The organism is Rhodoligotrophos defluvii (genome assembly GCF_005281615.1).
GTDB lineage: Bacteria > Pseudomonadota > Alphaproteobacteria > Rhizobiales > Im1 > Rhodoligotrophos > Rhodoligotrophos defluvii.
On record NZ_SZZM01000001.1, the window covers coordinates 1152587 to 1163514 of the forward strand.

A 10928-nucleotide genomic window follows, 5' to 3' on the forward strand; every position below is an offset into this window, starting at 1 on the left:
ATTCATTGTGCCGCCACGACCGTCGCGGAAGCCCTGGCGGCGAGTACGGAATCGACCACCAGCTTTGCCGTTTCCGCGCAGGCCTGGGTCCCGCCGTTTCCGTACTGCTTGACCGCGTCGCCCACGCACCACAACCCGGCAATGCCGGTCTCCATCGGCAAATCATAGCCGGCGCAGGAGCGCTGGGCCGGCCAGTCCCCGCGCATGACCCGCACGGACAGCATCTTGGTGCGCTCGTCGAAATTTGGGAACTGCTCCCGCAGATCCTGCCGGGCAAGCGCGATCTCGGCCTCCTCGTCGAAATCGCCAAGCGCGGGGACCGGCACGGCATAGGCGACATATTGATGCCATCCGGCTGGGGCGAGCTCCGGACAGGTGGCCGTGAGATTGGCCATGTTGCAGAGTCGACGCGTCTTGCCGAAGGTCACGATGCCGGGCGCGTCCAGGATCGGCTCGCGGGACGCGAAATTGAACACGATATTGGCAGCGGGCTTCAGGCGGGTCTGGACCTGATCCACATAGGCGGTGGGAAAATGCGCAGCCCCCGCGAGCGCGACCGTTGCCTTCGGCCCCGCGTTGCTGATGACGGTGGTGCAGGGAATCCGGACCACGTCGCCTTCGCGGCGCAGGACAACGCCGGCCACCTCTCCGGCTTCCACCTCGATCTGCTCGGCGCGGGTGTCAAGCCACACCTCACCGTTGCTGCGGACCACATCCGCGAGCGCCTGCCAGGCCGCCCCGGTTCCTTCGGGATGAAAGCCGAACCGTTTGAATGCGCCCTTGGCGGTGAAATAGGTCAGAAACGCCCGGGCGGGCAGCTCGTCGGCGTTGCAGGCGAAGATCGCCGCGCAAAGATTGCGGAAGATCGCGTGGACGGTTTCGTTGCGGGTATAGCCCGACAGCCAATCCTTGGTCGAAAGTCCCCCATCGGGAAGCGTCCCGCTGCGCGCTTGGGCAAATTGGTCCAGGATGCGGGCCGCATGTTTGGTGAGGCCGCCAAGCAGCAGTCCCCAGCCGCCACGGCCTACATCCACGACCTTGCCGTTGAGGTAGAACGCATTGGCCGGGTTGGGGCAGCGGATGGGTAGCGCGGCGCCGACGCGCGTGAAAGTCTCTTCGAAAACACCGCCAAGCTCGAGCGCAATGGCGCCGACATTCACCCTATGGCCGTCGATGACCTCCGTGGCGGCGCGGCCGCCGACTTGCGCGTGGTCGTCCACCAGCAGCGTGCGCATACCGGAATGGGCCAGCCGGGCAGCGGCACAGCACCCGCCTGCTCCGGCCCCTATGACGACGGCATCAAAGATGAGATCGTTGTCCAACGGGTCCTCCCAAGGAGCCTTCTTGAAACTCCCTTTTTAACGAGACTATTATAATCCGGACATCCGTTCAATCTATTTTTGGGAACGGCGAGCCGCGAAACCCGGCGGCAACGGCGAGCCCCGCCGGCCCAGTTGGTTGAACGGACAACCGGTTGCCGGTAAAACGAGCTCGCGAGAATCAGGAGTGGTGGCATTGGCCCGCACGCAATCACAGAACTATCCGGAAGTTCGCAAGAACATCTTGAAGCAGGCGGCGGCGCTTTTCGCCCAGAAGGGTTATTCAGGAACCACTATCGTGGATCTGGCGAACGCTTGCGATGCTTCGCGAGGCGCTTTGTATCACTACTTCGATTCCAAGGAAGAGATCCTCTTTCACCTGCTCGATGAGCACGTGGCCCATCTCGTCGACCAGCTTCAGTCGCGGCTTGCGACGATCGATGATCCGCTGGAGCAATGCCGGGCGCTCATCTCCGAGATGGTGCTGACCAACGCGGAATCCTTGAACGAGCAAGTGGTGCTGCTCAATCATTTGAACCAGCTCAGCCCCGAGCAGCAGCAAGGCATCATCGCCAAGCAACGGAAGATCATCGAGCTGGCGGCAGATATACTGATCCGCCTCGACAAGCAGCGACGCATCGGGCCGCGCACGAAGAAAGTCTACACCATGATGCTGTTCGGCATCATAAATTACGCGCACATCTGGTTCGACCCGAAGGGTGCCGTTTCCCCGCAGGAATATGCCGACATGACGTCGGATCTCTTCCTGCGCGGCTTTACGGGGTCTTGAGAGAGGCTCGCATCTGCCCGACGGCCACGGGCGTGATCCCCTCGTTCAGCCGCCAGTCCTTGCCGAAATCCGATCGATGATGGAACGGCAGGGCCGTTAGCGTCTCGATCCCCCGGAGATGTCCGGCATAGTCGTCGAGGATGGTCTGTCGCTTCGGATTGTCCAGATAGGCGACCGACCATGCGATGAAGGGCGGCAGCACCTGCATCCCGCAGAAACGGAGCACGCCGTTCTGCAGCGGCCACAGAATGATATCCATGTCGCCGTTTATGCCGTCGGACCCGCACATGGTCGGATAGCATCCGGTGGAGAAGGCGAGCATCGCGCGCTTGCCGCTCAGGCCGCCGCGATCATACCATTTGCCGCCGCCATAGATGATCCCATTGACGAAAACCCGGTCAATCCACCCTTTGAGGATGGCCGGCACCGAAAACCAGTAGAGCGGGAACTGCAGGATCAGGCAGTCGCACCACATGAGCTTTTCCAGCTCCGCGGCGATGTCTTGCGAGAAGCTGTTGTTCTCCGCGGCAAAGCGCTGCTCGATGTCGTAGCGGATATGCTCGGGGTTTTGGGGCGCGCTGAAATCGGCATCCCGGCAGACTGGGTCGAAGTTCATCGCCACGAGATTGGAAACACGAACCTCGTGGCCGCAGGCCGAAAGCGCCTCGACAGCCGTCGAGAGCATCGCCGCGTTGAAGCTGCGGGGGCCCGGCACCACGCAGACGATGAGCACCTTCATCCCTTGCCCCCAATTAATAAACCGTATATCTGTTTTATTAATAGCCGGCCCTGCAGGACCGTCAAGTGAAAGCCGTTATCCGCGGGAATGCAATGATGCAGCTTGAGTCGGGCGAAGCCCTCGAACGGGTTCGCAAGAGGATTGCCGCCATGCTCGGCGCATGGACCAGGGAGACGAAGCTCGCGCAGATGCGCGAGGACTTCGATCGCATCATGGCGACGAAGCGGTCGGCCCAGACCGAGGATCTCGCGATTGAGGGGATGGATGGCGTGCGCATCCGGGCGGGCGAGGAGCCTACGGCCCAGGTCATCCTCTATTTTCATGGCGGGGGCTACCAGTTCGGTTCAATCACCTCCCATCGCGATCTCATGATCCGCCTCTGCCACGAAGCGGGCATCGATGTGGTCGGCTTTAACTACCGGCTCGCCCCGGAACACCGCTTTCCCGCCGCGGTGGACGATGGATTGGCCGCCTATGGCTGGCTGCTCGAGCGCGGCGCGGTGCCTGCCCAAACCGCCTTTGCCGGGGATTCTGCCGGTGGGGGACTGGCCGTCGCGACCATGCTCAAGGCTCGTGCGGCCGGACTGCCGCTTCCCGCGGCAGCGGTGCTGATGTCGCCTTGGCTGGATCTGGAAGCGTCAGGAGCGACCTATGAGACTCGGGCCGCTGTCGATCCCCTGTCGCAGCGGAACCGCATCTTGCTCATGGCGCGCGCCTATCTGGGCCGGGGCGGGGATCCCCGCCATCCCCTCGCTTCGCCCATCCATGCGGATCTCCGGCATCTTCCGCCGTTTCTGATCCATGTGGGCGATCACGAGACGGTTCTTGACGATGCCCGGGTTTTCGCACAAAGGCTGCGCAAGGCGGAGGTTCCCGTCGAGCTCGCCATCTGGGATCGGATGATCCATCAGTTCCAGCTGTTTCCGGAGCTGCCCGAGGCACAGCAATCCATTGGCGAGATGGCAGCCTTTCTGCAGGTAACGACTAACGCGCGGCGCTAGCTGAGCGCCATGCCGCCGGAGACGCCGAGCACTTCGCCGGTGATGAACGCCGCCTCGCGGGAAGCGAGAAAGGCAACCGCGGCGGCGATCTCCGCCGGATCGCCAAGCCGCTTCAGCAGCGTCGCTTGCTCCATGGCGGCGAGCAGGCCCTGGCCGCCAGCCTCTACCGCGGAATCGAGCATCGGCGTACGCACCGGACCTGGCAGCACGACGTTGGCGGTAATGTTAAACCGCGCATTCTCGCGCGCAATCGACTTGGCGAACGCAACGAGCCCGCCCTTGGCGGCAGCATAGACGGCGCCTCCCTTGGAGCCGATGCGCCCGGCCTCTGAGGAGATCATCACGATGCGTCCGTAGCCGGCCGCCTGCATGCCGGGCAGCACCGCATGGGTGAAGGCGAAGGCCGCCTCCAGGTTGACCGCCAGGAGATGGCGCCACTCCTCCGGCTTCGTATGCGTGAAGAATGCGTGCTGGTCGACGCCGGCATTGCTGACGAGGATGTCCACCGCGCCGGTGTTCGCGACCACGCGGGCGACTTCGCCGAAATCCGTCACGTCCAGCTCGGCAAAGGTCCCGTCGATCTCGCGGGCGACGGCCGCGCCGGCTTCTGCATTGCGGTCGCAGATCAGAACCTTCACGCCCTCCGCCGCAAGCCGGCGGGCAACCGCCGCGCCAATACCGCTCGCACCGCCGGTAACGATGGCGCGGCACCCCTTCAGCCGATCGGCAAGAGCAAAGCCATCCATGCATCACCGGCCGGTGAAGCGCGGCGCGCGCCGGCCGATCACAGCCGCCAGTCCTTCCCGCGCATCGGCCGTGCCCGAGAGCTCCGAAACGGTGCGGGCTTCCTCAGGCAGGCAAGCGTCGATCCCGAGGCCAAGTCCGCTCCACAAGAGCCGCTTGGATGCGGCCAGAGCCTTTGGCGCGCCCGCGGCAAGCTCGCGCGCCACGTCAAGCGCTGCAGCCTCCAGCGCATCGTCGGCCACGACCCGGGTCACCAGCCCCACGTCCAACGCCTCGGCCGCGTCCATCACCCGATTGGTGAGGATCATGTCCATGGCCCGGCGAAAGCCGATCAGGCGCGGCAAGGCCACCGAAGCGCCGGCATCGGGCGCCATGCCCACCCGGGTTGCGCCGGCCATGAACTTCGCCGAGCGCGCCGCGATGACCAGGTCGGATGCACAGACGAGGCCAAGCCCGCCGCCACCGGCGGCATAGCCCTGTACGGCAGTGACCACTGGCGCTTCCAGGTGGATCAGCGCCGACGCCGAGATCTGGAGATAGGACGTCGCCTGGCGGAGAAAGTCGGGCAGCCCCTCGCCCTTGGCGGCGAATTCCTTTACGTCGCCTCCCGCACAGAAATTCGGGCCCTCACCTGAAAGGAGCACGACGCGGATGCGGGGATCGCCGTGGCACCTCATCACCGCCTGATGCAGCGCCTCGAGCAGCGCGATGCTGATGCCGTTCGACTGCTGCGGCCGGTTGAGCCTCAGCCGCGCAATGCTGCCGTCGAGGGACAACAGAACCGGCCCTTCACCGATCAGGATTTCGCTGGCTTGCGTGGACACGATAGGTCACCTCCGCGCGGCGCTTACACTAGGAACGACAGGGTGTAGATCGGCTTGTCGTTGTTGACGAGCACGACTTTCTTGCGGATCATCTTCAGCGTGCCGTCGACGCGCCGCAGGCTATACTCGTTCCTGGTTGCCCAAACGGTTTCGCCGCGCATATTGCACTCGAAGATCATCGTGTTCGCGGCGACCCGGATCTCGTCGCCAGCCTCGTCCAAGAGCTCGATATTCGAAACGATCCGCGCCAGCTGGGAAGGCGGGGTCTGAGAATGGCGCTTGCCAGTCTTCAGCTGCTTCACGCGCAGCGATATGCGCGAGCGGTTGTCATAGATGAACGACATCTGGGTTTCCGGGTCCGGGTCGGTACCGTTGGCCGGCACCCAGTAGATCGCATCGTCTTCCCACAGCGCTTCCCACTCGTCATAGGCGTGGGTATCCTGAAGGCGCGCCTCCCGGTAGAGAAACTGGACGACGTCTTCGGGCACGGACTTGATCGATGTTTTGGCGGACATCACGCCGCCTCCATCAGCGTCTTGTAATGCCGCCAGATCCCCCGCGACGGCAGATCGTCGGTGGAGTGCGCAATGCGATACCCGTCCTCATCGTCGCGTTCGCGGTGCATGCCCCGTTCGAGAAACAGCCATTCCGGGTTGCGCGTGAGGAGCCCACGCTGGTTCCGCTCGTACATTTCAGTATCGTCCGCGAGAAGGAAGCCCGCCGGCCCGACCGAGCCCATGGTCTGCTGGCGCATGCGCCGATTGAAATCGGGCGCTCCTTTGAACTGCAGAGCGGTCACGTGCTGGATCGTCTCATCCACGGCGACCGGCTGGATCACGAAGAGCTGGATCTCGGCAATGAACAGGTTGGGGAAGATCATGGTATGCGGCGTGCCGTCGATCATGATCTGGCGGGCTTTCTCCCTGCCATAGGCTGCCTCCATGGCGGCCACATAGCCGGGCAATCGCGCCGGGGTGGTGCCAAACCAGCTCAGCGGCTCGCCCCGGCGGCGGAACTCGGGCCTAAGGTCGACCTCCGTGTGCCCGTTGCCGAAGTCGCGGGTGACCGCGATGGAGCTAGCTCCATAAAGCTCGCCGATCTTGCTGTCGGCCACCGAAAAGATCGAGGCATGCACGAAGCCCGGATGATAGCCGTCGCACTCGTTCTCAAGGATGAACTTCCAGTTGGCCTTCGTGCGGTGGCGCAGGAAGCCGGCGGTCAGCTCGATCTCGCCTTCGGGCGAGTTCTCGCAGAGCTGGTCGATGGCGCGGATAGCACCGCCCAGGTGCTCCTCGAGCGAAGGTCCATCCTCGGCCATGCTGCCGAACACGAAACCCTTGTGGATGGCGATCCGCGGCACTTGGGCCAGGCCGAGGTCGGACCTCTCCACCCCCTGATACCCGTCCGGAAAGGCATAGCCGATGAGCCGGCCGTCATTGGCGAAGGTCCAGGAGTGATAGGGGCATGTGAACGATGATCGGTTGCCCTTCTCGATCACGCAGACCGCGTTGCCGCGATGCGGACAGCGGTTCAGGAGCAGCCTGATCTCGCCCTCGCGGTCGCGCACCATGAGAACCGGCATGGGCCCGATCGACTTGGTCACGTAATCGTTGCGGTTTGGAACCTCGCTCACATGGCCGACATAGACCCATGTGCGAAACCAGATCTTCTCCAGCTCCGCCTGGAAAATGGCGGGATCGCTATAGAGCGCGCCGTGAACGCGGCCCGGCTCGATCAGGCGGGACCATTGGCTGATCGGCGTTTCAACATTCATCTCTGGTTCCTTTGACGGCAGTTGGGCCCACAATATCGACGCACCCTGCGCCCATCAATATTAAAACGCCCGTCCGGTTTAAGATTGGCACTCATGAGCTGCATGACCTCACCTATTAAGCGGGAAGCAGCTGGCGGGCATCGAGCCCGAGATCGGCCGCCCGTTCGGGGTCCAGCCCCGCACCGCCACGGGCGATGATACGCTTTGCGATATTGAACTCCGCCGGCGAATTGATCGCATCGAGCGCCACGAGCACCGTGTCCGAGAAGTAGAAGACGGCGAACTTCCCTGTGGCCGGATCGCCGCGAACGACTGCCCGGTCATAGCCTCTGCTGATGAGGCCGGCGGTCTGAAGCTTCAGGTCATACTGATCGGACCAGAACCACGGTACGGCAGGAGATGGCGGCTCTACCCCGCAAGCATGCGCGGCGGCGATGCGGGCCTGTTCTATGGCGTTGGCGACCGATTCGATCCGGCCTCTCCGCCCGGCACAATCGTTCAAGGCAAAGGCGCAGTCGCCCATGGCATAGATATCGGGATCGCTCGTGCGCATGGCGCGGTCGACAACAACACCCTCGCCCGGCTCCACCTCGACGCCCGCATACATCGCGATTTCATCATTGGGCACGATGCCGATGCCGACCACGGCCAGGTCGCAAGGCAATTCGCTTCCGTCCGCCAGCACGGCCGTTCGCACCCGGCGTTCTCCCGTGAAAGCCGATACGGTGGCGCCCAGCCGGATATCGACGCCCTTGGTCCGATGGAACTGCTCGTAAAAGCTGGAGACGACCGGGGCGGTCACGCGGCCGAGCAATCGCGGGCCGGCCTCCACCACGGTGACACTCAAGCCCTTCTTGCGGGCGACGGCCGCTACCTCCAAGCCGATGTAGCCTCCACCCACGATCACGAGATTGGATCCGGCCGTGAAGAGCGGCTGCAAGCGCCGGCTGTCTTCAGCACTGCGGATAAAGCCCACGCCCTCGAGATGGGCACCCGGCACCGCCAAGGACCGCGGCCGCGCCCCCGTCGCCAGAAACAGCTTGGCATAATGAAGAACCGTTCCTTCGCTCGTCACCACCGCATTGTCGCGCCGGTCGATGGCGGTGACCGACTCGCCCAATCTCAGCTGGATCCGCTCCGCCTCGTAGAAGCCGGCGGCACGCAGGAAAAGGCGCTCGACCGGCATTTCCCCGGCGAGAAAGGCCTTGGACAGCGGCGGGCGCTGGTAGGGCGGAAGCTCCTCCGCCGCGATGACGATGATCTCGCCGGGCCACCCGTTCTGGCGCAGGCTGGTTGCGCATTCGACGCCCGCCTGCCCTCCCCCAACGACGATCGCGGCATTAGATCTCGCGAGCGATCCGGCTTCCGAAACACCAGTCAATCGACACTCCATATCCGACTTGCCCGCGTAGGCACGCATGAGAGGTCAATAATAGACCGTCTATCCGGATTATTATAATCAGCGACAGAATTGTCAAGAACCGAGCCTTCCCCGCTCAGAGGTCTGCAAAGAGCCGCTTTCTCGTAGGAATAATACTGCGGTCGCGCCTCACCTCGTCGCAGCCCCAGGCCGGCGATTGCCGCCGACGCGGTTAATCGGCCTGCTCTTCGGAGCCGCGCTGCACCGTACCTTCCGGCAGCACGGCTGGAGCGATCTCCATCTGCGTCGGCCGGGGTGATTCCCCCGCGCCGGACGAGGATGCAGCTGGCTCTTGTCCGGTGAGCCGTTCGTCCGCGGATGCCGCCGGCGCCCCGCCATCCGATTGTGGCGCGCCGGTTCCGGCAGTCGATCGTGAGTCCATCGGTGCGGCCGCGGTGGCCGCGCCCTGCGCCCGTCCGCCGACGGAGCCGGTGACCATCTCGTCCGTGCCGACCGGCTCCGGGGTTACGGAGCCGTCCGCCGCCGCAACGCGCCAAACCGTGTTACCGGCATCGTCAGCGATGATCAGAGCGCCCGTGCCGTCAATGGCGACATCGACCGGACGCCCGTGCGCCTGGTCGCCGTTGATGAAGCCGGTCACCACATCCTGCGCCTTGCCGGAGGGCGCGCCGTTCTCGAAGGGTATGTAGACGACCTTGTAGCCGGTGAAGGAACTCCGGTTCCAGCTACCGTGCTCGCCGACAAAGGCGCCGTTGCGATAGGGTTCCGGCAAGGCCGAATTCATCGTGAAGGTCATGCCCAAGGGCGCGACGTGGCTCGAAAGCGCGTAATCGGGAACGACGGCCTTTTCCACCATGTCGGGCCGCTTGGGGTGGACGCGCTCGTCGACATGGCTGCCGAAATAGCTCCATGGCCAGCCGTAGAACGCGCCATCCTTGACCGAGGTCATGTAGTCGGGGACGAGGTTGGGGCCGAGCTCGTCACGCTCGTTGACCACCGACCACAGCGCACCGGTCTCCGGGTTGAAGGTCAGGCCGTTGGGATTGCGCAAGCCCGAGGCGTAAATGCGGCTTGCGCCTGTCATGCGGTCCACCTGCCAGATGGCAGCGCGGCCCTTTTCCGCCTCTAGCCCACGCTCCGCCACGTTGGAATTGGAGCCGACCGACGCATAGAGGTAGCGCCCGTCGGGGCTCAGCGCGAGATCCTTGGTCCAGTGGTGGTTGATCGGCCCGCCCGGCAGTGGGGTGAGCACGGAAGGCTGCGCGGTGATCTCGGTATCGCCAAGCGCATAGGGATAGGCCAGGATCGCATCGGTCGCCGCCACGTAAAGCGTGCCGTCATACCAGGCGATGCCGAAGGGCGAGTTGAGGCCTGTCAGCAGGTCGTGTCGCTCGTCCACTTCTCCGTCGCGGTTGGTATCGCGCAGCAGTGTGATCAGATTGCTCTCCTTTTGCTCGCCTCCGCCGCCATGGGCAATCGACATGATCCAGCCGCGGATGATGTCCTTCGGTCGCGAGACGGGCTTGCCCGACGGCCCGCGTGCCTGGACGACGAGCACGTCGCCATTGGGCAGCGTGTAAAGCGAGCGTGGATTGGCAAGATCCTCGGCATAGGCCGTGACCCTGAGCCCGTCCGGCACTGAAGGCATCTCGCCATCCTGCCAGCCGACCACCTCGGCCAGCTTCATATCGGCCAGAATGGGCTGCTGCGGCTCCGGAAGGACAGGATCAGGTCCGATCTGCTGCGAAACGTCGAAATCCGAGCGGTCGTCGCATCCGGCGAGCAGGGCGAAGGCCAGGCAGCCGGCCCCCAGGGCGGCGTAGCGCGCGGGAGTCCACTTAGTCATGATCGCTCACTCCCACGCCGTGGCGGAAAACAAGGGCGCGGCCGAACCAGTCGGATATGACCATTACGACGACCGTTACGGCGGAAAGGGTCAGCCCCCAGGGGACCACGGCCGTCCAGCCGTCGCGGGCATGAATGAGGCTGTTGACGAACGCCAGCGCCAGGACGACCAAGCTGCCGATCGCGTGGGGCCAAGCGGGCCAGGGTCGGCGTACCGCGGGGCGGAACAGGAAGTCGACCATGCCGGCGATTGCCGCAAGCGCACCGAACACGAGCCCGGCGAAAAGCAGCCAGGATGAAAACTCCTGCCACATGAGATGCGATGTGCGCCAATAGGCGATGTCGGTCAATAGCGCCAGCGTGAAGCAGACGATCGGGAACTGGACGAGCATGGAATGAATCGGCTGCCCGGCGATTGCCGCAGTGCTCTGGGGATGTGTGTGGGTCATCGGCCACCCCCTTGAATAGGATCGGTTGACGGACGCTGAATCTACAAACGAAGACGTGTTTC

At 64.0% G+C, this 10928-nt stretch carries 11 protein-coding genes; 2 read left to right on the forward strand and 9 right to left on the reverse strand.

Translation table 11 applies throughout. From position 1 onward, the window contains the following. Window positions 1-2 precede the first annotated feature (2 nt). Window positions 3-1322 carry a phytoene desaturase family protein gene (locus E4P09_RS05525; protein ID WP_137388536.1) on the reverse strand — a complete coding sequence of 440 codons (1320 nt, stop codon included), beginning with the start codon at window positions 1320-1322 and terminating at the stop codon, window positions 3-5. A 193-nt stretch (window positions 1323-1515) separates the two neighbouring features. On the opposite strand from E4P09_RS05525, the gene E4P09_RS05530 reads away from it, so the two are divergent. After that, window positions 1516-2109 carry a TetR/AcrR family transcriptional regulator gene (locus E4P09_RS05530; protein WP_137388537.1) on the forward strand — a complete coding sequence of 198 codons (594 nt, stop codon included), beginning with the start codon at window positions 1516-1518 and terminating at the stop codon, window positions 2107-2109. Here the strand turns inward: E4P09_RS05530 and E4P09_RS05535 are convergent. Further along, entirely contained in the window at window positions 2096-2848 is a 753-nt protein-coding gene (locus E4P09_RS05535; RefSeq protein WP_137388538.1) for an NAD(P)H-dependent oxidoreductase, read from the reverse strand. The two genes, E4P09_RS05530 and E4P09_RS05535, sit on opposite strands and share 14 nt — an antisense overlap. A gap of 92 nt (window positions 2849-2940) precedes the next feature. Here E4P09_RS05535 and E4P09_RS05540 point away from each other — a divergent pair, with 92 nt between their 5' ends. Then, complete coding sequence (locus E4P09_RS05540; RefSeq protein ID WP_137388539.1) at window positions 2941-3849, forward strand: alpha/beta hydrolase; 909 nt, start codon at window positions 2941-2943, stop codon at window positions 3847-3849. On the opposite strand, the gene E4P09_RS05545 is transcribed toward E4P09_RS05540, so the two are convergent. From E4P09_RS05545 to E4P09_RS05575, 7 genes are all read right to left on the reverse strand, one after another. Continuing rightward, window positions 3846-4595 (reverse strand): SDR family NAD(P)-dependent oxidoreductase, encoded by a 750-nt coding sequence (locus E4P09_RS05545; protein WP_137388540.1) that lies wholly within the window; start codon window positions 4593-4595, stop codon window positions 3846-3848. The genes E4P09_RS05540 and E4P09_RS05545 overlap by 4 nt on opposite strands. A 3-nt stretch (window positions 4596-4598) precedes the next feature. Then, window positions 4599-5417 (reverse strand): enoyl-CoA hydratase/isomerase family protein, encoded by an 819-nt coding sequence (locus tag E4P09_RS05550; protein ID WP_239025030.1) that lies wholly within the window; start codon window positions 5415-5417, stop codon window positions 4599-4601. 23 nt (window positions 5418-5440) lie between these two features. Next, complete coding sequence (locus E4P09_RS05555; protein WP_137388541.1) at window positions 5441-5932, reverse strand: aromatic-ring-hydroxylating dioxygenase subunit beta; 492 nt, start codon at window positions 5930-5932, stop codon at window positions 5441-5443. Then, window positions 5932-7191, reverse strand: a complete 1260-nt coding sequence (locus E4P09_RS05560) for an aromatic ring-hydroxylating oxygenase subunit alpha (protein ID WP_137388542.1) — start codon at window positions 7189-7191, stop codon at window positions 5932-5934. Before E4P09_RS05560 ends, E4P09_RS05555 begins: the two co-directional genes overlap by 1 nt. A gap of 115 nt (window positions 7192-7306) precedes the next feature. Beyond that, window positions 7307-8572 (reverse strand): NAD(P)/FAD-dependent oxidoreductase, encoded by a 1266-nt coding sequence (locus E4P09_RS05565; protein WP_239025031.1) that lies wholly within the window; start codon window positions 8570-8572, stop codon window positions 7307-7309. A gap of 211 nt (window positions 8573-8783) precedes the next feature. Continuing rightward, the gene (locus E4P09_RS05570; protein WP_137388543.1) at window positions 8784-10418 is read right to left on the reverse strand and encodes a PQQ-dependent sugar dehydrogenase; all 1635 of its coding nucleotides are present in this window, start codon (window positions 10416-10418) and stop codon (window positions 8784-8786) included. Then, on the reverse strand, window positions 10411-10866 hold the full coding sequence (locus E4P09_RS05575) for a DUF2231 domain-containing protein (RefSeq protein ID WP_137388544.1): 456 nt from the start codon (window positions 10864-10866) through the stop codon (window positions 10411-10413). The genes E4P09_RS05570 and E4P09_RS05575 overlap by 8 nt, the downstream gene beginning before the upstream one ends. Window positions 10867-10928: the final 62 nt, after the last annotated feature.

What these genes read in the sequence shown, in the direction of transcription:
- E4P09_RS05535 (WP_137388538.1), bottom strand. Translation starts at nt 2,848, where the DNA reads ATGAAGGTGCTCATCGTCTGCGTGGTGCCGGGCCCCCGCAGCTTCAAC.
- E4P09_RS05540 (WP_137388539.1), top strand. Translation starts at nt 2,941, where the DNA reads ATGATGCAGCTTGAGTCGGGCGAAGCCCTCGAACGGGTTCGCAAGAGG.
- E4P09_RS05545 (WP_137388540.1), bottom strand. Translation starts at nt 4,595, where the DNA reads ATGGATGGCTTTGCTCTTGCCGATCGGCTGAAGGGGTGCCGCGCCATC.
- E4P09_RS05555 (WP_137388541.1), bottom strand. Translation starts at nt 5,932, where the DNA reads ATGTCCGCCAAAACATCGATCAAGTCCGTGCCCGAAGACGTCGTCCAG.
- E4P09_RS05560 (WP_137388542.1), bottom strand. Translation starts at nt 7,191, where the DNA reads ATGAATGTTGAAACGCCGATCAGCCAATGGTCCCGCCTGATCGAGCCG.
- E4P09_RS05570 (WP_137388543.1), bottom strand. Translation starts at nt 10,418, where the DNA reads ATGACTAAGTGGACTCCCGCGCGCTACGCCGCCCTGGGGGCCGGCTGC.
- E4P09_RS05575 (WP_137388544.1), bottom strand. Translation starts at nt 10,866, where the DNA reads ATGACCCACACACATCCCCAGAGCACTGCGGCAATCGCCGGGCAGCCG.